This is a genomic window from Nostoc piscinale CENA21, assembly GCF_001298445.1.
Taxonomy (GTDB): Bacteria; Cyanobacteriota; Cyanobacteriia; order Cyanobacteriales; family Nostocaceae; genus Nostoc_B; species Nostoc_B piscinale_A.
In genome coordinates, this window is record NZ_CP012036.1 from 366,991 (window position 1) to 391,661 (window position 24,671).

A 24,671-nucleotide genomic window follows, 5' to 3' on the forward strand; every position below is an offset into this window, starting at 1 on the left:
CAGAGAGGGGCAGAAATATTCTGCATTTTCCACAAAGAATTAAGATTTTAAAGCCTCCCCGTTGCGGGCAGAGGTTTGGAGAAGGGTTTTTAATATCCGTCGAACTTACGTAAGACACGTAAAATCTATTACGCTGGCACTAACGCATCTACCGCAAAGCTTTTGGTTAATTACGGCTTACGCCTAACACACCTTATACATACTTCTGCTTTTCGTGTAACAGCTTCCACTTTTGTTGTAAGAGCTTCCGCTTGAACATTTCCGTGTTTTTCTCAAGTTGTAAGAGCTTCCGCTTGAACATTTCCGTGTTTTTCTCAAGTTGTAAGAGCTTCCGCTTGAACATTTCCGTGTTTTTCTCAAGTTGTAAGAGCTTCCGCTTGAACATTTCCGTGTTTTTTTTTAAGTTGCAGCAGCTTCTACTTTTACATTTGCGTGTTTCGCGCAAGCTGTAGCAACTTCCATTTTAACGTTATGCCAATTTGTAATTACGAATTAGGGAGTTACATAATTGTGGGATGGTTTTTGTTATGTAACGCTAAGTGCAGCAACGGCATTAAAATCTATATATAAATTAGGAGGGTTAAAGTTTGGAAGTCAAAGCAGCAGTAGCTTACAGCGCGGGTAAGCCCCTAACTATTGAAACTGTGCAATTATCAGGGCCACAAGCAGGAGAGGTTTTAGTAGAAATTAAAGCTTCGGGAGTTTGTCACACCGATGCTTATACTCTGTCTGGTGCTGATCCTGAAGGTTTATTTCCCACAATTTTAGGTCATGAAGGCGCTGGTGTAGTCGTAGAGGTGGGGGCTGGTGTCACCAGCGTTAAACCAGGAGATCATGTCATCCCACTTTACACCCCAGAATGTCGCCAGTGTGAATATTGTCTCAGCCTGAAAACCAATCTCTGCCAAGCAATTCGCTCTACCCAAGGGCGCGGTGTTATGCCCAACGGTACGAGTCGTTTTAGCATTGGTGGCGAAATGATTCACCATTATATGGGTACATCCACCTTTGCTAACTACACCGTATTACCAGAAATTGCTGTTGCCAAAATTCGAGAAGATGCTCCATTCGACAAAGTTTGTTACATCGGTTGCGGTGTCACCACAGGTATAGGTGCAGTGATTTATACTGCCAAAGTAGAACCGGGCGCAAAAGTTGTAGTTTTCGGTTTGGGTGGTATTGGCTTAAACGTCATCCAAGGTGCGCGGATGGTAGGAGCCGATATGATTGTGGGGGTAGATATTAATCCCAGCAAACGCGCCTTAGCCGAAAAGTTTGGGATGACGCACTTTGTTAACCCTAATGAAGTCGAAGGTGATTTAGTTAGTTACTTGGTTGATTTAACTAAAGGCGGTGCAGACTATACCTTTGAATGTATTGGCAATGTCAAAGTGATGCGTCAAGCATTAGAATGCTGCCATAAAGGTTGGGGTGTCAGTGTCATTATTGGTGTGGCTGGCGCAGGACAAGAAATCAGCACACGTCCGTTTCAATTAGTCACAGGTAGAGTATGGAAAGGTTCAGCCTTTGGTGGTGCAAGAGGACGCACAGATGTGCCGAAAATTGTTGATTGGTATATGGATGGCAAAATCAATATTGATGATTTAATTACCCATGTCATGCCAATTGAACAAATTAATCATGCTTTAGAATTAATGCACAAAGGTGAATCTATTCGCAGTGTTGTAACGTTTTAGTTAAGAAAATAGTAGGTTGGGTGTAGCGATAGCGGAACCCAACAAAGTCTTGAGAATGTTGGGTTCCGTTCCTCCACCCAACCTACACCTAATTAATTTAATTGCTATCAAACTTGGGAGATGCACATGATTACTACCAGTGAAGTGATAAGCAATCCTCAAGAAACACCACTTGCAGAAAAGCGTGTCACACTGAATAACATTAGTTGGGATGCTTATGAGCAAATTCTTGATGCTTTAGGTGATAATCGCGCAGCCCAACTGACATATTATCAGGGAATGTTGGAGATTATGACACCTTTAGAAGAACATGAAACTGGTAGTGAACATATTGGGATGTTGATTCATCTTTTGACTGAGGAACTGAATCTTAATATTAAAAGTATGGCTTCAACGACGCTAAAAATCCCAGGCTTAAAAGTAGGTGCAGAACCGGATAAATGTTACTACATTCAAAATGAGCCTGCTGTGAGAGGTAAAACAGTAAATTTAGCAGTAGATCCACCTCCAGATTTAATCTTAGAAGTAGATATCACCCATACAGATATCAATAAAAAACAAATGTATCAGGATATGAAAGTTCCTGAATTTTGGCGGTATAACGGTACAAAATTAACTATTTACCTTTTAGAGCAAGGCGAATACCAAGAATCAGAAACTAGCGCCACATTTGCGATATTAACTAAATCAATGGTTTACGAGTTTTTAGCCCAATGCAAAACTCAAGGCGAAACCCAAACTAAACGCGCTTTTCGGAAAATGTTGCAATCACAAATTCAGCAGTAGTTGAGTTATTAACAATGATTTAATGGCATAAAAATTGAATCAAGTTTAACTATGCAAACTCCACAAAGTAAACAAACTAATCTCTATGAAACTGATTTTTATGCTTGGAGTCAGCAACAAGCTGACTTACTCCGTCATCAACAATGGCATCAACTTGACTTATCCAATTTAATTGAGGAAATTGAATCTTTGGGAAGAAAGGAACGCCAAGAATTGCGAAATCGCCTCAGTATATTAATTGCACATTTATTAAAATGGGAATATCAACCGACAAAACGCAGCCGCAGTTGGTTAGCCACAATTCGCATTCAACGGCGGGATATTCTCAAATTACTAGAGGAAAATCCAAGTTTAAACTCTTATTTAGAAATAGCAATTCAGGAAGCTTATGAAAATGCTAGGGATTTAGCTTCAGCAGAAACTAACCTTCCACTTTCAACATTTCTTCAGCAATGTTCATATATCTTAGCTGACATTTTTAACGCCAGCTTTTATCCTGGCGAACCATCAAGCGATGATTTAATGGAATAATAGCGATCGCCACAAATTCGCTAGACAAATCATGACGCATCTGCAAACTATCTCCGAATATAAATGCTTTGACGGTCAACTCGGCTTTTACTCTCATACTTCCGCAACTTGTAAGGGTGAAATGCGCTTTGCTGTTTATCAGCCTCCCCAAGCAGCACACAAACCAGTACCAGTTCTCTACTTCCTCTCTGGTTTGACTTGTACAGAAGAAAACTTCATGGTCAAAGCTGGGGCGCAACGTTACGCGGCCGAGTATGGTTTAATGTTGGTAGCAACCGATACTAGCCCCCGAAATACTGGCATTGTCGGTGAAGATGATGCTTGGGATTTCGGCACAGGTGCAGGATTTTATGTTGATGCTACCGCAGAACCTTGGCGATCGCACTATCAAATGTATAGTTACATCGTCCAAGAATTACCTGCTATCATTGCAGCTAACTTCCCCATCCAAGCAGATAAACAAGGTATTTTCGGTCATTCAATGGGGGGACATGGGGCGTTAGTTTGTGCCATACGTAACCCCCAACAATATAAATCAGTGTCTGCCTTTGCACCCATCGTTGCACCGATGAGTTGTCCTTGGGGACAAAAGGCTTTTAGTGGTTATTTAGGCAATAATCAAGATAGTTGGCGTGCTTATGATGCGAGTGAATTAATCAAACAATTAGGCTATCATAGTCCCATTTTAATTGACCAAGGCACGGCAGATAAATTTTTAACTGAACAATTAAAACCAGAGTTATTTGAACAAGCTTGTGCATCTGTAAATCAACCCCTCAATTTACGTTACCAAGCTGGCTATGACCATAGTTATTATTTCATTGCTAGTTTTATTGAAGACCATATTCGTCATCATGCGATCGCACTGAATTAAAACTTCAACCCTGCCCAATTTCTTGATAATATTGCTCAAGTTGATTGGGTAAATAACTTGTCATTTGTAAGCTTTGCTGTTTCACTTGCCAACTGTGGTTGATATTGATGCGACTTAAAAAAATCAATATCATGAGAAATGACCAACAAAGCGCCTTGATATTCATTGATACCGATGACCATTTGTTCTACAGTTTCAATATCAAGATTATTAGTTGGCTCATCGAGAATTAGCAAGTCAATTTCGGATATGCTAATCATAGCGATCGCTAGTCTAGCCAACTCTCCACCACTCAACACAAATGCAGATTTATGCACGTCATCATATTTAAATAAAAAGTGTCCTAGCTGTTGACGTAATAACTGATAACTCAGATTGGAATTAGCAGACTGCATATTTTCTAGAATTGTCTGCTGACGATTTATGAGTTGATAAGTTTGGTCGAGATAAACAGCTTTCATGACAGGTGTAATTAAAATCTCACCTGATTCTAATAACACTGTTTCCTTCTCCATCCCCAAAATAGCTTTCGCTAAAGTTGATTTCCCTGAACCATTTGCCCCAATAATCGCAATGCGTTCACCAGAAGAAATATGCAACTGAATATTTTGGATTAGTAGCCGATTAGCTACCCAAAGATTTGCACCTTGAATAGCAATTAAATTTCTGTGTTTATAGTTTGTTTCCTCTAAATTAATGTTGGTGACTTTGGTAGTTTTAATCTTTGTCTCGTTGACTTTTTGAGTTGCTTTGGCTACAGCTGCTTCATGCTTCTTTTTAGCTGTGCCAGCTGAGACTTGAGCTTGAATTTTCATTGAGCCGGCAGCGGCTCTGTCAATACTACCATTGAGAAACTTCGCTCGACCGTTACGTTGTGCTTGGGCGGCGCGTTGCTGTTCTTGCATCGCAGCTGCTTGGGTGCGTTTAAGTTCCTTTCTCGCTACTTCGTGCGATCGCATTGCCACTTCTAATTCTATTTGCTTTTGTCGTCGATAATCAGAAAAATTGCCTCCATATACTTTTAATTGATTGGGTGTAAGTTCCCAAGTCACAGCAGTTACTTGATCTAAGAAAAAAGGTTTGTGAGAGACAATGACATAAGCACCAGCAAAATTTACCAGAAACTGTCTCAAGCTCTCTAATGCAGGTAAATCTATATGATTTGTTGGTTCATCTAGCAACAACAAATTGGGTTGTTGTGATAAACCAATTGCCAAAAATAATTTTGTCAATTCTCCACCGCTTAAATTAGCAATTGGTAATGATAAATCAATGGTTGTGTTGAATTGGGTTTGCAAAATCTCTTCAATGTTCCACCATTCATCAGCAATTGAAATTAAATAATTTAATACTGTATCTGCATTAATTGATTCTTGAATAGTACTAATTTGGGGTAAATAGTAAACACTACCCTGCCGAAACACCGAACCAGATTTAGGCTGAATCTGCCCTGCAATTATCTTTAATAGAGTTGATTTGCCAACACCATTGCGACCAACTAAAGCAATGCGATCGCCTATTGTAATACTTCCTTGAATCCCTGACAACAATAGCTGCATATCGCTGTGTTCATAACTTAAATTCTCAGCGATTAATATTGATTTTTTCTGCATTCTTACCAAACCTCAAATCATCAACTTTCACCCATATATGCACAAAGATTATGGGCGAATTGAATAGACAAAATATTCCGATGCAGTCGCATCTGTATGAAGAACCAACCACAGATAAATGTGGTTAAACTCACAATATTGAAGATAAAAACAAAAATTCTAGCTCATGATTATTTGAAGTAAACCTGTCAAACTTGGCGTATTTATTCGGTTTTGACAATTTTTGTCTGGTACTACTTCATTTCAGCTATCTCGATGATTATGTGATGAGGTTTGATATAGACTACAGTGTAGCACAAAAGCATTACGGAAAGCGAAGAATCTTCACACAGATGTAGTATGTTTCACAAAAATTAAATTTCTTCTCCAACTGCTGACAAGTTCACACCTTCATAAATGTCACTTAAAGGAATTGCAAAATCTATTGTTTGGAGTGATAAAACTGCATCTAATGATTCGTATTCTGTTAATACCCATTGAGCATTAGCATTTTTAGCATAATGCTCAACTAAATATTCATATTGGTTGACTATAATATATTCTTTGAAGGTGGAAATAGAACGGTAATATCTAAATTTATCAGTTTTATCATGGCTCTGTGTTGATTTAGATAATACTTCTAAAATTACTCTAGGATTTGTGACTGTAGTAGTACTATTTCCCTCATATATTGGTTCTCCTTCAATCACCATAGCATCAGGATAAGTATAGATGCGGTAACGAGATATCCACAATCTTACATCACCCATATAGATTTTTTAATTTTTACCCCGCATATTAAATTTGAAATTAGTGCAGAAGTTTCCCACTATTTCATTGTGACTTGTAGTACAACTTGCCTTAGCTACAATTTCTCCATTGTAGTATTCATGTTTAAATTCGGATGTCTCTTCTAGTTGGAGATATTCTTCGGGAGTGTAGCGTTTTTTTTTGTGTTTGGATTTGCATAATCTTATCTTGAAAATAACTGGTTATTTAGGATAGTTTGTACTCAAGAATAGTTCGGCTTCAGGTTTATTTGTAATTACTCTATCTAACGTAGCGGCAAGAATATCATCCAGAATTTGACGATATTGAGGGCCTGGCTTGTAGCCTAATTTCTTCAAGTCGTTACCATTTAAAATGGGTTGAATGTGAGTCAATACTGTTAAGTAATGCCAAATTTGTTTTCTGAGCGATCGCGGGCTTTGCAAGGCGATTAAAATCAGCATTGGTAAGTCATACTTTTTCAGTAACTGCACAATTTGGCTGGGACGCTGCAACTGCGGTAACAATTCCCTAACCTCTGCTTGGGTTTGGGCTAAATTTTGCAAACGATGAATGCTATCTTCTTGTAATTGCAGATTTTTGGCGACTTTTTCCCGATATTTTGGTTCGAGATGGGCAATTAAAGCTTCTAGGCGCATTTGCCAGTGGACAAGGGTGAGTTGGGGATCAAATCTGTGCAGACAGCGTTCTAATAACCGCAGTTGGCGTAAAAGTTCCGCATCTAAGGAGAGAGTATGATGAATGCACTGCAAAGCTTGTAAGTTATCGAGTAATTGCAAAGCTGATTTCCAGTACGGTGCTTCCAAGATATGTTTCAGTTCGGTTTTCAGCCGAGTTTGCAAAGCTGGAGTTCTGCTATTGTGTTGAGTGGTGCGATCGTAAACACCACTATTAATGGCGTAGCGGATATACTCTTCTGTTCGCGGTTCAAAATCAAATCCAAAGCGCACAGCAAAGCGCACACCGCGATAAATCCGGGTAGGATCTTCAATAAAACTATTGGCGTGTAAAACCCGAATTTGCTTGGCTTGTAAATCTAATAAACCACCAAAGAAATCGAGTAATTCGCCCGAACGGGGAGAAGTTAGCCGCAATGCCAGTGCATTGATAGTAAAATCCCGGCGGTACAAATCTTGACGAATAGAACTCGCCTCAACTTCAGGGTTCGCGGCTGGGTAAGGATAAAATTCTGTTCTAGCGGTGGCAATATCTACCCACAACGAATTTAATTCTGGGTCTTTGTGCCACAACAAAGCCGCAGTTTGAAACGCACCATGAATTTCTAACCGTGCAGCTGGGTAAAGTTCTTGCAGTGCTTTTGCTAATTCCACCCCAGCACCAACATCTGCTGATTTATGAAAGCCATCTACAACCAAATCAATATCTTTAATCATTAATTGGTCTGCTGTTTCGGCTAATAACAAGTCCCGCACAGCACCACCAACTAAGTAAAGATGCCAACCGCGTTTTTCTGCTGCTTGGGATGCTTTGGTGAGTAATTGCCACAGTTGGGGTGCAAGACGTGAGGCGATATTCAGTGCTGAGTGCTGAGTGCTGAGTTTTGAGTTTTGAGGAGTTAAACTTTGAAACTCCTCACTGTTTTGATGTAACTCCCGTAGGACATCGGTACGGGTGACTATCCCAACTAATTGCCCATCTTCTAAGACTGGTAAGCGTCCAATATCATAAGTCACCATCAGCGACTCGATTTGTGGCAGGGTGGTATCTGGGGTGATGGTTTTGAGATTGATAGTCATATAACCTTTGACTGGCGCATGACTAAAGCCGTGATGAAAGGCAATATCTAAATCTCGCCGGGAAATAATGCCGACTAACTGTCCTTGATTATCAACTACAGATAAACCAGAATGTCCGTAACGTAATAAAATCCGCTGTGCTTCTTCAATGGTAGTTTCTGGAAGAATGGTGCGGACTGGCGAGGACATCAAATCTCTAGCGGTGAGAGGATGAGGAATGGAGGCTTTTAAATTATTTAACAGTTGTTCTAAAGTTGCTTGTGTATCCACTCCCCGCAAATTGAGTGATGCGGCTTGAGAATGTCCACCCCCGCCAAAGGGTTGAAATAACAAGTTAAGATTGACACCAGGAATTTGCGATCGCCCAATCACAGTTAATCTTGATTCATCTTCCCCTAATGGATATTCATTGACTAACAGTAAAGCATCAATTTCGCTTAACTCTACTATTTGGGATGCTAAACCTGATAACCCAGGCACAAAAGCCTCAGTTTTTAAAGTTACCCAAGCCAACGTATAACCGCGTAAGCAGAGATAGTCTAACTCTTGCAGCGCTGTGGTTAATAGCTGTTGTAACTGCGTTGATAAACCAGGATCACGATAAGTAGAAATAACTGGTAAACTTGCGCCTTGCTGCATCAACCAAGCCAAAGCTAAAGCATCCCTGGCTGTTGATAAGTCATAGGTTAATGAACCTGTATCCACATGGATACCCAAAGCCATCACCGTGGCTTGGGACGGGGTGAGGGAAATTTGCTGTTGTTGTAATTGCTCCACCATAAGAGTTGTGCAAGCGCCTACCGGGGCAATATGCAATTGCGTCGCCGGAATATCGCCCTCTTGCCCTAAGTGATGGTCATAAACTACAATTTCTTTCACGCTGGGTAAATCTAACCATTCAGCTGCTTTACCCAGGCGATCGCGGTGTTGTGTATCCACCACAGTAATCGAACGAATTGTTTGCGGATTCACTGAACGTCGCTCAATCAGCGGATACTCATCTCGATGTAACGCCAAAAAATCTCTCACAGGTGGATGTGCGCCGCCTGTTAACACAATCTTACTTCCCGGTAACAAGCAAGTCAGCCCGACCGCTGCCCCTAAAGCATCAAAATCAGCCGTTGTGTGGCAAAGAATTAAATCCATAATCCTTAGTCATTGGTCATTAGTCACTAGTCATTAGTACTTAAATACAGGACAAAGGACAAATGACTAAGGACAAATAACCAAAGTGTATCAATTTCTGCTAGGTTAACAAATAAGGAAAAACTGTCAGTGTCGCCCTTTACGATATTCTATCTTTAGTATTACGCTGTCTTGGGAGAAGCAAAAATGACCATAATATTCCAGTTCGCTTTAGTAGCTCTCGTTTTGATGTCTTTTGTATTAGTTGTTGGCGTTCCTGTTGCCTATGCCACCCCTCAAAACTGGGTTGAATCTAAAAGATTATTATGGCTAGGTTCTGGAGTCTGGATTGCTTTAGTACTGTTGGTTGGTATATTAAACTTTTTTGTAGTCTAGACACTTGACAAAAGTTTCAGACAATAGCATAAAGCTGATAGTAAAAGAAAAAGGTAAATGGTTTTATTTACCTTTTTTCTCATTTTTGGCAGATATAGCAAATTTACCGAAGCCTAAAATACACTACGCCTTATGTGCGATGGGGTAGCAAAAATGAAAGGGAAACCACAAGATAAAGGTAACGAAACCAAAGCTTGAAGTCTAAAGATGAATATGGTAGACGGTTCAACCCTATTGACCAAAATTTTTGTGCTACTCTCGCATATCCCTTCGCTGTACACACAAGTCTTGAAATTACGTCTATAGCTTGGTTTCGTCGTTTAGCTCTAAGCTTTGCGCTCAATTCAGTAACCCGTCCGCCGCGAGGAGGAATGATGTAGGCGGAGCCTTACCATAGGGTAGCAATCGCAAAAACTAGATAATTATGCGATTACTTAGCTGCGATCGTAATGACAATCTAAGGGATCTATACAACCTGAAATCCTTGCAAATAATACTTATATGTACACGGTAGCCCATATTCAGGAGAACAACAATTCTTAGGGTTTGTCCGAGCCAACTACTTAAACCTATTCCCAAAACTGTCATCACAACGTTTCTGGGTTGTGGAATTGGGGGCAATCTTTGAACATACCTTGCTGTTAGATACCAAACCGATACCAGTAGTTGGCTACAAAAGAGACAAACGCCAAAGTGATTTTATTAGCTATGCTGATTGACGAGTGGTATGCCAGTCGAAAAATGAATTTCTTTGGCTGTAAGTTAGTCCTGGTCAGCACTCTCAAGTTTATCTAGAAAGCGTAGATGTATGTAAATGAGTGAAAAATTTTTTTTTGCAGAAGAGGTTGACACTCAACAAAGGAAGAGATATATTGGATAAGTGCCTGAGAGAGGGGGCGCTGCAAAGCGAAGCTCGCTCGAAGGGAACCGAACCATGAAAAGATTATAGTTTGAAAGCAATAATAGCACAAGTAGCCTGCGTCAAGTAAATAGTATAACCAGGCTAAGGTTAAAAAAAGAGTAGCCAAGAAAGGAATCAAAACGGAGAGTTTGATCCTGGCTCAGGATGAACGCTGGCGGTATGCTTAACACATGCAAGTCGAACGGAATCTTAGGATTCAGTGGCGGACGGGTGAGTAACGCGTGAGAATCTAGCTTCAGGTCGGGGATAACTACTGGAAACGGTGGCTAATACCGGATGTGCCGAGAGGTGAAAGGCTAGCTGCCTGAAGATGAGCTCGCGTCTGATTAGCTAGTTGGTGTGGTAAGAGCGCACCAAGGCGACGATCAGTAGCTGGTCTGAGAGGATGATCAGCCACACTGGGACTGAGACACGGCCCAGACTCCTACGGGAGGCAGCAGTGGGGAATTTTCCGCAATGGGCGAAAGCCTGACGGAGCAATACCGCGTGAGGGAGGAAGGCTCTTGGGTTGTAAACCTCTTTTCTCAAGGAAGAAAAAATGACGGTACTTGAGGAATAAGCATCGGCTAACTCCGTGCCAGCAGCCGCGGTAATACGGAGGATGCAAGCGTTATCCGGAATGATTGGGCGTAAAGCGTCCGCAGGTGGCGATGTAAGTCTGCTGTTAAAGAGTCTAGCTTAACTAGATAAAAGCAGTGGAAACTACATAGCTAGAGTGCGTTCGGGGTAGAGGGAATTCCTGGTGTAGCGGTGAAATGCGTAGAGATCAGGAAGAACACCGGTGGCGAAGGCGCTCTACTAGGCCGCAACTGACACTGAGGGACGAAAGCTAGGGGAGCGAATGGGATTAGATACCCCAGTAGTCCTAGCCGTAAACGATGGATACTAGGCGTTGCGAGTATCGACCCTCGCAGTGCCGGAGCCAACGCGTTAAGTATCCCGCCTGGGGAGTACGCACGCAAGTGTGAAACTCAAAGGAATTGACGGGGGCCCGCACAAGCGGTGGAGTATGTGGTTTAATTCGATGCAACGCGAAGAACCTTACCAAGACTTGACATGTCGCGAATCCTTGTGAAAGCAGGGAGTGCCTTCGGGAGCGCGAACACAGGTGGTGCATGGCTGTCGTCAGCTCGTGTCGTGAGATGTTGGGTTAAGTCCCGCAACGAGCGCAACCCTCGTTTTTAGTTGCCAGCATTAAGTTGGGCACTCTAGAGAGACTGCCGGTGACAAACCGGAGGAAGGTGGGGATGACGTCAAGTCAGCATGCCCCTTACGTCTTGGGCTACACACGTACTACAATGCTCCGAACAGAGGGCAGCGAGCTAGCGATAGCAAGCAAATCCCGGAAATCGGAGCTCAGTTCAGATCGAAGGCTGCAACTCGCCTTCGTGAAGGAGGAATCGCTAGTAATTGCAGGTCAGCATACTGCAGTGAATTCGTTCCCGGGCCTTGTACACACCGCCCGTCACACCATGGAAGCTGGCAACGCCCGAAGTCATTACCCCAACCGTGAGGAGGGGGATGCCTAAGGCAGTGCTGGTGACTGGGGTGAAGTCGTAACAAGGTAGCCGTACCGGAAGGTGTGGCTGGATCACCTCCTTTTAGGGAGACCTACCCAACTTGGAATCGAAAGCGCACAGCAAATAGAGAACAAGATGGTCAACCTAGGTCGGTCGCAGAGGATTGTGTAAGCTTTCAAACTATATTTGGTTCGTATTGGGGCTATTAGCTCAGGTGGTTAGAGCGCACCCCTGATAAGGGTGAGGTCCCTGGTTCGAGTCCAGGATGGCCCACCTGAAAGCAATTGGCAATGTGCAATTCGCAATTCGCTATTAATAACTGCGAATTGAAAATTGTGAACTGCGAATTGTGTGGGGGGGTTTAGCTCAGTTGGTAGAGCGCCTGCTTTGCAAGCAGGATGTCAGCGGTTCGAGTCCGCTAACCTCCACCTGAAAAAACAAAAAACAAAGGAAAAAAGACCAGCACCTAACAAATAGAAAGAGTTAGAATGCTGGGTTGAATCCTAGCCAGAACCTTGAAAACTGCATAGAAACGCGATTGTATAGCAGGCAGTCAAAAAAGTCAAAAGTGAAAAGTCAAAAGGCAAAAAAGCTAAAAGACCGGAAACAAAAGACAAAAGACTGCGGGTGAAACACCAATTGTTAAGTGGTCAAGCGAAAAAGAGCTAATGGTGGATACCTAGGCACACAGAGGCGAAGAAGGACGTGGTTACCGACGAAAAGCTCCGGGGAGTTGGAAGCAAACATTGAGCCGGAGATATCCGAATGGGGCAACCCTAAATACAGCCTGTTGAATATATAGACAGGTATGAGCCAACCCAGCGAACTGAAACATCTTAGTAGCTGGAGGAAAAGAAATCAAAAGAGATTCCCTGTGTAGTGGTGAGCGAAAGGGGAAGAGCCTAAACCAAAGGGTTTACCTTTTGGGGTAGTGGGACAGCAATATCGAATCTAGAGGCTAGACGAAGCAGCTAAATACTGCACCAGAGAAAGTGAAAGTCTTGTAGTCGAAAGTCAAAGGATAGAAGCTGAATCCCGAGTAGCATGGGGCACGAGGAATCCCATGTGAATCAGCGAGGACCATCTCGTAAGGCTAAATACTACTGTGTGACCGATAGAGAACAAGTACCGCGAGGGAAAGGTGAAAAGAACCCCGGAAGGGGAGTGAAATAGAACATGAAACCGTGAGCTTACAAGCAGTGGGAAGTCCGATTAAACGGATGCTCAAAAATGGGGTAACCCGCGTTATGCGGCGGCGGTGTTACGCTCAACTGGTGAACCGAAGTGGGTTGATTTGGGTGAAGCGGCAGAAATTGATAAATTAGCCATTGATTTTCGTGTAGCGTTAGTCAAAGGAATTAGATTCAAGAAACTCGGACGCACTTTAGATGAGAAATTAATCGCACCTATTCGTCCTTTATTGGGTGATGCGAGTCATATTTTAATCTCACCCGATGGACAATTAACATTAATTCCTTTTGAAGCTCTAAAAGATGAGCAAGATAAATTTTTAATTCAGCGTTACGCTTTTTCTTACCTTACCACTGGGCGGGATTTATTACGTTTAAACTCAAATTTTAACAACGCTTCCGCGCCTGTGGTGTTGGCGGATGTTGATTACAATAATCAAGGACAAACTGTAGCATCTGCAAAAGTATCTGGTTCGCGCGGTTCGCAAAATCGGCGCTCTGGTGATTTAGCTAATTTGATATTTGACCCGTTAGCCGCTACTAAAGATGAAGCTGATGCTATTCACAAGGTGTTACCCAATGCCAAAATTTTGTTAGGTAAAGATGCGACGGAAACCGCTGTCAAAGAATTACACAGTCCCAGCATTTTACATCTAGCTACACACGGTTTTTTCATCGCGGATGAAGAACAAGACATCAACGCATCACCCGATTTTGAATTAACACCACGTCCAAAAAACATTATCCAAGTTGAAAATCCTTTGTTGCGTTCTGGGTTGGCGTTGGCTGGGTTTAATAAACGCAGTCAAGCCAAAAATAATAATGATGATGGTGTGTTAACGGCGTTGGAAGTTGCTGGTTTAGATTTGCGTTCTAATCAATTAGTTGTGCTGTCGGCTTGTGATACTGGTAAGGGTGATATTAAAGTTGGCGATGGTGTTTATGGTTTGCGTCGTGCTTTGGTAATTGCTGGTTCGCAAAGTCAGGTTTTAAGTCTGTGGCAAGTTGATGATGCAGCGACAAAAGAATTGATGGTGAAGTATTACAATAATTTGCAGGCGGGGAAGGGAAGACATGAGGCTTTGCGTTCCGCACAGTTAGATTTGCTCAATAGTCAAGAGTATAGCGAACCGCAATATTGGGCGGCGTTTGTTCCTTCTGGTAATTGGACTCCTTTGAATAATTTGTAATGACGCAATACTTCTACCTGATTGATACGCTCATATTCGCTCCCAGAAGTTAAATTTTGAATCCAAGTTTCAAACTCTGGCGATTCTGGACTATAAAATTCCATTTTTATGAGAGATGAGAATTAAGTTATAAAAAAATAGCTAATAGCTGTCACAATCGCATGATTAGCTATTAGCTATATACAAAAGTAAAAGTAAGTTATACCAATTTAATCTGAAGTTTCACATATTTCGATCCCCCTAAATCCCCCTTAAAAAGGGGGACTTTGATATATGTTTTTCCGGTTCCCCCCTTTTGAAGGGGGGCTAGGGGGGATCGGATTCTATGCAGCTTCATAAAAAATTGGTATTACAGCTTTTCTGGTTCTTCTAGAGGAACTGTACTCACTTTGGTAATTGTTGCTTGTAAGATTTGAGTGTGAGAAATGGAGTTGTTTGCCAATGTGAACAATGGATTTGACAAAATCCCGGCTATGGTAGTCGCAATTAAGCTGACTATTAAGCCTACTTGTAAAGGTCTGTATCCTGGTAAATTCCAACGCACTTCGGGGTAGTTTCTCACTACGTCGGACATTTCTTGGGGTTCTTTAACTACCATCATTTTGACTACGCGAATGTAGTAATAGATGGAAACCACACTAGTTACCAAACCTAGCAATACTAATCCATAAAGACCAGCTTGCCAACCAGCCCAGAACAAGTAGATTTTGCCGAAAAATCCAGCCAGTGGTGGAATACCACCCAGAGACAGTAAGGAAATACTCAAACCCAATGTCAACAGTGGGTCTTTTTGATACAAGCCTGAGTATTCGGCGATTTGGTCGGTTCCTGTCCGGAGGGAGAAGAGAATCACGCAGGTAAAGCCGCACAGGTTCATGAACAAATAAACCAGCAGGTAAAATACCATACTGGCGTACCCAGCTTCTGTACCAGCAATTAAGCCAATCATCACAAATCCAGCTTGAGCGATGGATGAGTAAGCCAGCATCCGTTTCATGCTAGTTTGTGCCAGAGCCACTACGTTACCCAAAATCATGCTGAGAATAGCGAGGGCGGTAAACACAAATCGCCACTCATCAGCCACCATTGGGAAGACTGTAGTTAATAGGCGAATGGCTAAAGCAAAGCCGGCTGCTTTGGAACCAACAGATAAAAAGGCAATTACCGGAGTGGGTGCGCCTTCGTAAACATCTGGTGTCCATTGGTGGAAGGGTGCAGCTGAAATTTTGAAGCCAATACCTGCAATTATGAAAACGAGTGAAATCACCAAACCAAGTGATTGGCTGACGTTGGCTGTGATGATACCATTTGCGATCGCACTTAATTCTGTTTGACCACCCGATAAACCATACAGCAAGGAAACGCCATACAAAAATACTGCTGTACTAGCAGCACCAATCAACAGGTATTTCAGCGCCGCTTCGTTAGAGCGGGGGTCGCGCTTGGTATACCCTGTCAATAAATAAGAGGAAATACTTAAAGATTCTAGTGAGATGAAAATCATCACTAACTCACTAGCACCAGATAAGAACATTCCTCCTAACGTAGCAGTCAGCAAAATTGCGATGAATTCTGCTAAGGCGGTACCACTCTGCTCAACGTAGCGAATTGACATCAATATCGTCACAACGGCAGACAAAGCGATAATACCGCGAAACACAATACTGAGGTCATCACCAGTGAAGCCACCAGTAAAGGAGATGGGATTGGCATTATCCCATTGAAAATATAGGGCGACAACTGCGGCTAGTAAACCCGCGATCGCTAGATATCCAATCCAGCGTGAGGATGTACGCCCCAAAATCAAATCAACAATCAAAACCCCTAAGAGGGTAACAATCACAATTCCCTCTGGCAGAATTGTTCCAGCATTCAACTGGGATGCAAGATTAGCAAAATCCATGAGATATATAGGTTTTGGCGATTAGACATTAAGGCTAACTTTGTTCATTTTATCTATTGTTCATTACCAAAGTTGCATTTATCTTTCTGTCTTAAGCATAGACTGACTCTTGCGTAAAATTAGCTTAAAAGAAGCGTAACAGCTAACTACCACCTAAGACTCTATCATTATCATTCGATTAAATTATAGTTGAAGTTGGGTTTGTGCGTCTTGTTAATACAGATACTGCTCTAGCTATCTGTTAACAATGGTGATTAAATAAACAATCGGTAATGTTAAATATACTTGTCGGCTTAAATATTTAAACTATTCGATTTCCGAGAGTAAATCTTGCAGTTGCTTGGGTAAATCGAAGTAGCCATTAACTCCTGATGCAAAATCTATCACTTGAGCTACTGCATCTATATTTAAACTTCCATATATATGCGGAAATATTTCTCCTGTTTCGGCAGCTTCGTAGCGAATTTCTGCTTTTACTTTTTGACTATCAATTAACAGTATAACTAATTCTTGTTGATTATAAAAAAATCTGTTAGCGACTGGGATAATCTGTGCTATTTTTGAGCAGTGAATAAAACCTTCTTTGGACAGAGATTCTGCAACATAGATATTTTGAGCCTGGGCTTGTTGCCATTGTAGGCGCTGTGTAATATGCAGAAGAAATGGAATGTTAGATTTTGGTACTTCTGCTGTATCGAGTAGTTTGGTAAAATCGCAGTTATCGAAGTCTTGCAGCACAGTTTTAGCGCCAGCATCTAATAATTTTTCTGGTGCTTGTTGATTGGCTATCCCAATGAAACTAATATTTAAATTATGTGCAGCTTTAATATCCCAAATGCCATCACCTACAAAGACAATTTTGGTGAAATCTTCAATTTTGTAGTTATTCTTAGCTTTGAGAATCGCAGCATTAATAATATCTTCTCTAGAAATGCCATCATCAGATGAAGCTAAGGGAATATTGTGTATTTTTAAGACGGCTGCTTGCAGTTTTAATAGAGCAGAATCATACCATCCACCAGTTGCGATCGCTACACCCCATGCAGATGATTTTGTTAATTCAGCCAATACCTTTTCTGCGCCAGGAATACTACTAAATAGATGTTTCTGTGTGCTAATTTCCTGCTGGAGTTTGGCAACAAAAGCAAGTTTAAATCTTTCAAGTTCTAATTCTGAAGGCGGACGTTGTAATCTTTCTTGAAATATTTGCTGAGTAATGCCAGAGTCTGTAATATTTTTCTATTCCGCCCAGTTTGAATTAATATTAATAAACCCAAATTCTGAAGCAAAGGTATCTATAAAGCAGGTTTTATCAATCTGGTTTGTATTGGTTAGTGTACCATCAATATCAAAAATTACTAAGTTCATAGTAGATTGTCTTGATTCTGAGGAATACATACATCTGGCGCACATAAACCATAAAACTGCATTGTTGTCACAACAAAGTTATTTAAATCAACACAGCGAATAACGTGATTGTTGGTATCACTTATATATAGATGTGAACCCATAACACTCAATCCAGAAGGTTCAAAAAAGCGGCTATTTTTACCTTGTCCATCTTGTAAACCAGCCAAACCATCGCCCAAAATGGTTTGACAATTACCTGTGCTGGGACTAACTAATTTAATTTTGTGGTTGTAGGTATCTGCTACCCACAAAAAAATTTCTCGCATATTCTACCGCCATACAGTGTTGTAATCGCACATCTGTACTTTGTCCATCCACATCACCAAAACCGAATAACTGTTGACTACCGCAAATAGTTGTAACTTGGTATGGTTCAACAATTTGCACACTCCGAATTGTACTAATTTCGCTATCAGCAATATATAGTTGTTGTCCATCTGTAGTCATACCACTAGGTTGAGCAAAAGCTGATTCTGCTAGTGAACCATCAACACAACCTTCTCCACCAGTTCCAGCATAGGTTTTGATGAGATTAGTGGCTAAGTTCATTTGCCAAATTTGATGTGAACCCGCCATTGCAATAAATAAGGTATTCTCAATTTTGACTAAATCCCAAGGAGAATTCAGCGCAGTTTCTAAAGCTACACCACTATGAGGATAAATATTACGGCTTTGTTCTCCAGTTCCTGCAATTGTCTCGACTATTTGGCGTTGCAAATCAACTCGCCGCAAAGCATGATTTTCGGTATCAGCAACAAACAGGATTTGATTTTCGCTATCAAATACAATTCCTTGTGGTGCAGAAAATTGTGCTGTGCTAAAACTCCCGTCAGTTAACCCAGATTTTCCTGTACCAATAATGTGGAGAACTTCGCCATCAAAGTTACTCAAAACTAAGCGGTGATGTCCAGAGTCAGCGATGAATAAACCTATTGGCGTGGCTAAGACTTTACCAGGAAAAGCTAAGGGTGAAATTATTGCTTGTTGCTGCTTTTCTAAAATATGGTTGATTTCTTGAAAGTTGATTGTACCTTTTTGCTGATGCTCGGCAATAATTTCGGCAATTAACTTATCTAAAACCTCACGCTTACCTTCGCCAGAAACATAACCAACTACATAACCTTGAGGGTCGATAATCATGAATGTCGGCCAAGCACGCACGGTATATTCTTGCCATACACGAAAATTCTTGTCTACTAAAACTGGGTGTTCAATGTCATAACGCAAAATAGCTTGGCGGATATTTTCAGTTTCTTGTTCGTTGTCAAACTTGGCGGAGTGGACACCAATCACTGTCAGACTATCTTTGTATTTATTTTCCAAATACTTTAAGTCTGGTAGGATATGCAGGCAATTAATACAGCAGTATGTCCAAAAGTCTAAGATGACAACTCTACCCCTAAGTTGTTTTAAGGACAAAGGTTTGTCAGTGTTCAGCCAAGTGTAGTTTTGAGGAAATTCTGGCGCTCTGACGCGGGGAGTCATGAGATATCCTTTAATTTTGGGTGTAGGGGTTTAAGGGTATAAGGGTGTAGGGGAGATGACTTAATCAGGACTTACGCAAAAACCCTCTAAAATTCTCTTAACTTTGTGTCCTTTGCGCCCTTTGCGGTTCGTTTTTTGATGATTTTACGTTAGTCCACAAGATATGTGTGTTGACTGCTTACTGCTATACCTAACTGAGAATAATTTTGAGGCTATATCACTTTTGATCAGACTGGATAAACTTAACACCACGGATTTAGCGGCTTGGGTGGAACAAGCTAAAATTCAGACTATACAGGGTAAAGTGTGCGATCGCATCCCACAATTATCTGTTGCTCATCCTAACTGGTTTGCTGTTCACATCTGCTGTTTATCAGGAAAAACTTACAGTTCGGGAGATACAGGTTGTATATTTCCTTTAATGAGTGTAATTAAAGTATTTTCATTTTTGTATCTGCTAGAAGTGATGGGAACAGATACAGTTTTTCAATGGGTAGGCGTTGAACCATCAGATGCGCCGTTTAATTCCTTAGATCAATTAATTACGGATGGTGGACATCCCCGCAACCCGATGATTAATAGTGGTGCAATTACTCTAGCTGATAAGTTACCAGGAAAGACAGCAAGCGATCGCACTTCACATCTCTGTCAATGGTTAAATCAGTTAGCAGGTTCCCAACTATACTTAGATGAAGTCATGCTGGCTTCGGTACGCGCTTCACGTTCCCCAATTAACCAAGCACTCACCAATTATCTCGCAGAACAAAATCGTCTGGAAAATCCTGAAGTTGCTCTTGACACTTACGAGCAAATATGCTGTATCTCAGGCAGAGTGGAAGATTTAGCCTTATTAGGAAAAGCTTTAGCTGGTGGTAATAATTTACAGCATCACCGGATAGTTAACGCCGTGATGTTGATGTGCGGACTTTACCAAGACTCGGCTAAATTCGCTCTCAAAATTGGTTTACCGATGAAATCAGGTATTAGCGGTGCCATGTTAGCCATAGTACCAAACACAGGCGCGATCGCTTGCTACAGTCCCGTGTTAAATATGGTGGGAAATTCCATAGGTGCGATCGCTTTTATCGGAGCTTTAGCCCAAAAATTAGAATTGAGTATCTTTTAAAAAACTCCGCTTAACTTCGCGTTTATCTCAGCGCCCCTTTGTGTTTAAAACTCCATCTCTTATCCCTCTCCTTGAGGTACTGGAATTGGACGACGCTGAAAATATTTACCAAATCTAGATTTTAAAGACTCGGTTGCTTGTTTTTCAGGAACTTCTGTTGCTTGCGGTGTCGGTGTGACTTCTGGTTTTTCTTCTGGTACAGGTGACTGGATAACTTTTGGTTCTGGTGATTCTGATTCTGTAGTTGGAGGTGTGGGTGTGGCTTCCGGTTCTGGTTTTGGTGACTCAATAGCTTGTGGTATAGGTATCACCTGTGGCTTGGGTAACTCAGTAGCTTGGGGTGTTGGTATTACTTGCAGTTCTGGCTTGGGTAACTCAGTAGCTTGGGGTGTTGGTACTACTTGCAGTTCTGGCTTGGGTAACTCAGTAGCTTGGGGTATTGGTACTACTTCCAGTTCTGGCTTGGGTAACTCAGTAGCTTGGGGTATTGGTATTACTTCCAGTTCTGGTTTTGGTAACTCAGTTGGTTGCGGTTGAACTACCTCTGGAATTTCAGGTGTAGGAATTGGCTGTGTTTCTGGTTCTGGTGTTGGTTCGGTAGCTGGTGGCTGGGGAATGTAACCTTTATCTACGATGCTGCGGACTTCATCAGCTTTAAGTTCACCTCTAACAATGCGAGACAGAGTATCTTTACCTTTGGGTTGGTAGTTAATCAATCTCACAGTCGTATTAAAGGCATTTTTAACAACGTTACCTTGATTGTCTAAAAATTCCAGCTTCACCCAATTATTTCCAGGTTGAAAGCCTTTGAGGTAAACTGCTTGCCAGCGATCAAACACAAAGCTGTCACCATTAATAGTGCAACGGATACGCCAATCACTGAACAAATCATTGGGATTATCTGTAGCGCCTAAGTGCAATGGAGCATTTGTTAAATAAAAGTCCAGTAAAATTGGTTCAGCACCATAACTACCTTGAGGACTGCTGTAAGTTAGCAAGGGAACGCTAGGATTAGGACTGTTGTCATCTGTTTTCGTAAAAATATGAAACAATGTCTGAGTATAAGCACCTTCATTCTTAAAGCTTTCACCCCACGGGCGAGAAGCAAATACACGTAAGCTATGTGTACCCGGAGATAAATCAGACAAAATCAACGGCTGGCTTAAGTCATATACCAGGATGTCAGGCTGATTATCTAAAATTACCTGGAGATGAGGCCCTAATTCAAATTCTGGATCTTTAAATATAGGTAAATCTTTTACCTGAAATTGAACTTTAACTTTAGTGTCTGGAATAATCTCATCAAACTGAGGGGTGACTATAGTTACCTGGGGACGGTATACTTCTAAAGTTGAGCGCAGTTCTTGAATTAACTCTGGTGGCGCAACTTCCGTAAATTGCTGCGAAGTTGGTTGATATTTTTCCCTAGGATTAACAGATACATCTTGACTAACAGCTTTCTCTGCACAACTGTTTAAATTCAAGACCAATACTAGTATGACGAGCCACTTGAAAATAGTCAGACTCCTGGGGAGGATCTGTTTTAAAAACTTCATACACCACAAATTCATACCTGACACCCAGTTATAGTCTGCAAAACTGCAAAATTATTTTGCCTTAAACTGTGCGTTGCACACCATAGCTTAAAAGGTGAAATTTTGATCAGTCACGATGTATTTTTTAAAAATGACAGGAAAACAGTATTCTTTTTTACTATTTTCTCTAATATATGCTTTTCTCTCGTGCCAAAAATATCTCTAACTAATTTGAGAATACTGAGCCGGCGGACATTATACCCATTAATCATAAGTTTAACGAATTATTATTCTTTGTAAATTAAATGAAGAAAGTATTGACTTTTTGCTCAGGAGTTTACAGTTAAAAGGTAGATCAGACAATTAATCTGGGGATTTTGAATTATTGTTAAAATCTCTCCAACAATGTACAAGTAAAGACTTTATAATTCAACAGAAACAAACTTCCACATAGCGTCTTCATCGCTGCTCCAGCCACTACCCTGGAGAAGGCGACTAAGGATCACTTTGTGGTTTCATGATTCCTCATTCCTTATCACGAGAGGAGGTCGAATGACGATTAGTCCTCCGGAGCGAGAGGAAAAGAAAGCAAGAGTAGTAGTCGATAACGACCCGGTACCAACCTCATTTGAAAGATGGGCGCAACCCGGACACTTCGACAGAACTCTAGCTAGAGGCCCCAAAACCACCACTTGGATTTGGAACCTCCACGCTCTCGCCCACGATTTTGATACACATACAAGCGATTTAGAAGATATCTCCCGCAAAATATTTGCGGCTCACTTCGGACACCTGGCCGTTGTGACCATCTGGTTAAGCGGGATGATATTCCACGGCGCGAAGTTCTCTAACTACGAAGCCTGGTTAAGCGACCCGTTGAACGTGAGACCCAGTGCTCAAGTCGTTTGGCCCATTGTGGGACAAGACATTTTGAATGGTGATGTTGGTGGTGGATTCCACGGTATTCAAATCACCTCTGGCTTGTTCCAAGTATGGCGTGGCTGGGGTATCACCAACTCCTTCCAGCTTTACTGCACAGCTATTGGCGGCTTGGTATTAGCAGGCTTGTTCTTATTTGCTGGCTGGTTCCACTACCACAAACGCGCTCCTAAACTGGAATGGTTCCAGAATGTGGAGTCGATGCTGAACCACCACTTGCAAGTACTGTTAGGCTGCGGTTCTTTGGGATGGGCTGGTCACATCATTCACGTATCCGCTCCAACCAACAAGCTATTGGATGCAGGGGTAGCCGTTAAAGATATCCCCTTGCCCCATGAGTTCATTCTGAACAAGAGTTTGTTGATTGACCTGTTCCCCGGCTTTGCCAGTGGTTTAACACCTTTCTTCACCTTGAACTGGGGTCAGTATGCTGACTTCTTAACCTTCAAGGGCGGTTTAAACCCTGTAACCGGTGGTTTGTGGATGACTGATATTGCTCACCACCACTTAGCGATCGCTGTACTCTTCATCATCGCTGGTCACCAATACCGCACTAACTGGGGAATTGGTCACAGCATCAAAGAGATCCTCGAAAACCACAAAGGCCCCTTCACAGGGGAAGGTCACAAGGGTCTTTATGAAAACATGACCACCTCCTGGCACGCTCAATTGGCAACCAACCTTGCCTTCTTGGGTTCGCTGACCATCATCATCGCGCATCACATGTACGCGATGCCCCCCTATCCATATTTGGCAACTGACTACGCAACTCAGTTGTGTATCTTCACCCACCACATTTGGATCGGCGGTTTCCTGATCGTCGGTGGTGCGGCTCACGCTGCCATCTTCATGGTGCGGGATTATGATCCTGTTGTGAATCAAAACAACGTTCTGGATCGGGTGATTCGTCACCGGGATGCAATTATTTCCCACCTCAACTGGGTTTGTATTTTCCTAGGCTTCCACAGCTTTGGTCTTTACATCCACAACGACACAATGCGTGCCTTGGGCCGTCCCCAAGACATGTTCTCCGACACAGCAATTCAGCTGCAACCAGTATTTGCTCAGTGGGTGCAGAACCTGCATACCTTGGCTCCTGGTGGCACAGCTCCCAACGCTTTAGAGCCTGTTAGCTATGCCTTTGGCGGCGGTATCTTGGCTATTGGTGGCAAAGTCGCAATGATGCCCATCGCATTGGGTACTGCTGACTTCATGGTTCACCATATCCATGCTTTCACCATCCACGTAACTGTTCTGATTCTGCTGAAGGGCGTACTATTCGCTCGCAGTTCTCGCTTGATACCCGATAAAGCCAACTTAGGTTTCCGCTTCCCTTGCGACGGCCCTGGCCGTGGCGGTACCTGCCAAGTTTCCGGTTGGGATCACGTGTTCCTCGGATTGTTCTGGATGTATAACTCCTTGTCAATTGTGATTTTCCACTTCAGTTGGAAAATGCAATCTGATGTTTGGGGAACTGTAGACGCAGCTGGTAATGTGTCTCATATTACTGGTGGTAACTTTGCCCAAAGTGCCATCACAATCAACGGCTGGTTGCGTGATTTCTTGTGGGCGCAAGCTTCTCAAGTAATCAACTCCTACGGCAGTGCTTTGTCTGCTTACGGATTAATGTTCCTAGGCGCTCACTTTGTTTGGGCATTCAGCTTAATGTTCCTGTTCAGTGGTCGTGGCTACTGGCAAGAACTGATTGAGTCCATTGTTTGGGCGCATAATAAACTGAAGGTAGCACCTGCAATCCAACCCCGCGCTCTGAGCATCACTCAAGGCCGTGCTGTTGGTGTAGCACACTACCTCCTAGGAGGAATTGCAACAACCTGGGCATTCTTCCACGCACACATTCTTTCAGTAGGATAGCAATCAGTTATACGGAGTGCTGAGTGCTGAGT

The 24,671-nt window shown here is 42.1% G+C and carries 13 protein-coding genes, 2 tRNA genes, 1 rRNA gene, 3 pseudogenes and 1 other annotated feature; of the genes and pseudogenes, 12 read left to right on the plus strand and 7 right to left on the minus strand.

What is annotated here, in order from left to right; genetic code table 11:
- Nucleotides 1-587 precede the first annotated feature (587 nt).
- The 4 genes from ACX27_RS01570 to fghA all read left to right on the plus strand — a co-directional run bounded on the left by ACX27_RS01570 (nt 588) and on the right by fghA (nt 3,888).
- On the plus strand, nt 588-1,697 hold the full coding sequence (locus ACX27_RS01570) for an S-(hydroxymethyl)glutathione dehydrogenase/class III alcohol dehydrogenase (RefSeq protein WP_062287509.1): 1,110 nt from the start codon (nt 588-590) through the stop codon (nt 1,695-1,697).
- 126 nt (nt 1,698-1,823) lie between these two features.
- Nucleotides 1,824-2,483 carry a Uma2 family endonuclease gene (locus tag ACX27_RS01575; RefSeq protein WP_062287512.1) on the plus strand — a complete coding sequence of 220 codons (660 nt, stop codon included), beginning with the start codon at nt 1,824-1,826 and terminating at the stop codon, nt 2,481-2,483.
- 51 nt (nt 2,484-2,534) lie between these two features.
- The gene (locus ACX27_RS01580) at nt 2,535-3,014 is read left to right on the plus strand and encodes a DUF29 domain-containing protein (protein WP_062287516.1); all 480 of its coding nucleotides are present in this window, start codon (nt 2,535-2,537) and stop codon (nt 3,012-3,014) included.
- A gap of 31 nt (nt 3,015-3,045) precedes the next feature.
- On the plus strand, nt 3,046-3,888 hold the full coding sequence (gene fghA, locus ACX27_RS01585) for an S-formylglutathione hydrolase (RefSeq protein ID WP_062287519.1): 843 nt from the start codon (nt 3,046-3,048) through the stop codon (nt 3,886-3,888).
- A 35-nt stretch (nt 3,889-3,923) separates the two neighbouring features.
- Here the strand turns inward: fghA and abc-f are convergent, their stop codons facing one another.
- The 3 genes and pseudogenes from abc-f to ACX27_RS01600 form a co-directional block, all read right to left on the minus strand.
- Nucleotides 3,924-5,501, minus strand: a complete 1,578-nt coding sequence (gene abc-f, locus ACX27_RS01590; protein ID WP_235526456.1) for a ribosomal protection-like ABC-F family protein — start codon at nt 5,499-5,501, stop codon at nt 3,924-3,926.
- A 353-nt stretch (nt 5,502-5,854) separates the two neighbouring features.
- Nucleotides 5,855-6,449: pseudogene (locus tag ACX27_RS01595) on the minus strand (Uma2 family endonuclease).
- Between the two features lie 23 nt (nt 6,450-6,472).
- Entirely contained in the window at nt 6,473-9,172 is a 2,700-nt protein-coding gene (locus ACX27_RS01600) for a CBS domain-containing protein (protein ID WP_062287522.1), read from the minus strand.
- A 186-nt stretch (nt 9,173-9,358) separates the two neighbouring features.
- On the opposite strand from ACX27_RS01600, the gene psbZ reads away from it, so the two are divergent.
- The 6 genes and pseudogenes from psbZ (at nt 9,359) to ACX27_RS01625 (ending at nt 14,369) form a co-directional block, all read left to right on the plus strand.
- Nucleotides 9,359-9,547 carry a photosystem II reaction center protein PsbZ gene (gene psbZ, locus ACX27_RS01605; RefSeq protein WP_062287525.1) on the plus strand — a complete coding sequence of 63 codons (189 nt, stop codon included), beginning with the start codon at nt 9,359-9,361 and terminating at the stop codon, nt 9,545-9,547.
- Nucleotides 9,548-10,062: 515 nt separating this feature from the next.
- Nucleotides 10,063-10,339 (plus strand): annotated as a pseudogene (locus ACX27_RS35965) (IS982 family transposase); the annotation flags it as partial.
- Nucleotides 10,340-10,585: 246 nt separating this feature from the next.
- Nucleotides 10,586-12,071, plus strand: a 16S ribosomal RNA gene (locus tag ACX27_RS01610).
- 117 nt (nt 12,072-12,188) lie between these two features.
- A tRNA-Ile gene (locus ACX27_RS01615) sits at nt 12,189-12,262 on the plus strand.
- An 82-nt stretch (nt 12,263-12,344) separates the two neighbouring features.
- Nucleotides 12,345-12,417 (plus strand) — tRNA-Ala (locus ACX27_RS01620).
- A 220-nt stretch (nt 12,418-12,637) separates the two neighbouring features.
- Nucleotides 12,638-13,264, plus strand: a sequence feature (23S ribosomal RNA rRNA prediction is too short).
- Between the two features lie 19 nt (nt 13,265-13,283).
- Nucleotides 13,284-14,369, plus strand: coding sequence for a CHAT domain-containing protein (locus ACX27_RS01625; protein ID WP_470381957.1), 1,086 nt, complete (start codon nt 13,284-13,286; stop codon nt 14,367-14,369).
- A gap of 349 nt (nt 14,370-14,718) precedes the next feature.
- On the opposite strand, the gene ACX27_RS01630 is transcribed toward ACX27_RS01625, so the two are convergent.
- The 3 genes and pseudogenes from ACX27_RS01630 to ACX27_RS01640 form a co-directional block, all read right to left on the minus strand.
- Nucleotides 14,719-16,272 carry an NAD(P)H-quinone oxidoreductase subunit N gene (locus ACX27_RS01630; protein WP_062287528.1) on the minus strand — a complete coding sequence of 518 codons (1,554 nt, stop codon included), beginning with the start codon at nt 16,270-16,272 and terminating at the stop codon, nt 14,719-14,721.
- A 306-nt stretch (nt 16,273-16,578) separates the two neighbouring features.
- Nucleotides 16,579-17,505 (minus strand): DUF952 domain-containing protein, encoded by a 927-nt coding sequence (locus ACX27_RS35125; protein WP_335337824.1) that lies wholly within the window; start codon nt 17,503-17,505, stop codon nt 16,579-16,581.
- Nucleotides 17,506-17,636: 131 nt separating this feature from the next.
- A pseudogene (locus tag ACX27_RS01640) lies at nt 17,637-19,167 on the minus strand (thioredoxin-like domain-containing protein).
- A 223-nt stretch (nt 19,168-19,390) separates the two neighbouring features.
- Between ACX27_RS01640 and ACX27_RS01645 the strand changes: the two are divergent.
- Nucleotides 19,391-20,293: a glutaminase gene (locus ACX27_RS01645; RefSeq protein WP_062287531.1), complete on the plus strand. Its 903-nt coding sequence runs from the start codon at nt 19,391-19,393 to the stop codon at nt 20,291-20,293.
- 59 nt (nt 20,294-20,352) lie between these two features.
- On the opposite strand, the gene ACX27_RS01650 is transcribed toward ACX27_RS01645, so the two are convergent.
- Nucleotides 20,353-21,864 carry a hypothetical protein gene (locus ACX27_RS01650; protein WP_062287534.1) on the minus strand — a complete coding sequence of 504 codons (1,512 nt, stop codon included), beginning with the start codon at nt 21,862-21,864 and terminating at the stop codon, nt 20,353-20,355.
- Between the two features lie 516 nt (nt 21,865-22,380).
- On the opposite strand from ACX27_RS01650, the gene psaA reads away from it, so the two are divergent.
- Nucleotides 22,381-24,639 (plus strand): photosystem I core protein PsaA, encoded by a 2,259-nt coding sequence (gene psaA / locus ACX27_RS01655; protein ID WP_062287537.1) that lies wholly within the window; start codon nt 22,381-22,383, stop codon nt 24,637-24,639.
- The last annotated feature ends 32 nt before the right edge of the window (nt 24,640-24,671 follow it).

Excerpts from the sequence above, each read along its gene's own strand:
- ACX27_RS01600 (WP_062287522.1), bottom strand. The coding sequence starts at position 9,172 with ATGGATTTAATTCTTTGCCACACAACGGCTGATTTTGATGCTTTAGGG.
- psbZ (WP_062287525.1), top strand. The coding sequence starts at position 9,359 with ATGACCATAATATTCCAGTTCGCTTTAGTAGCTCTCGTTTTGATGTCT.
- ACX27_RS01650 (WP_062287534.1), bottom strand. The coding sequence starts at position 21,864 with ATGAATTTGTGGTGTATGAAGTTTTTAAAACAGATCCTCCCCAGGAGT.
- ACX27_RS01580 (WP_062287516.1), top strand. The coding sequence starts at position 2,535 with ATGCAAACTCCACAAAGTAAACAAACTAATCTCTATGAAACTGATTTT.
- fghA (WP_062287519.1), top strand. The coding sequence starts at position 3,046 with ATGACGCATCTGCAAACTATCTCCGAATATAAATGCTTTGACGGTCAA.
- abc-f (WP_235526456.1), bottom strand. The coding sequence starts at position 5,501 with ATGCAGAAAAAATCAATATTAATCGCTGAGAATTTAAGTTATGAACAC.
- ACX27_RS01630 (WP_062287528.1), bottom strand. The coding sequence starts at position 16,272 with ATGGATTTTGCTAATCTTGCATCCCAGTTGAATGCTGGAACAATTCTG.
- ACX27_RS01575 (WP_062287512.1), top strand. The coding sequence starts at position 1,824 with ATGATTACTACCAGTGAAGTGATAAGCAATCCTCAAGAAACACCACTT.
- psaA (WP_062287537.1), top strand. The coding sequence starts at position 22,381 with ATGACGATTAGTCCTCCGGAGCGAGAGGAAAAGAAAGCAAGAGTAGTA.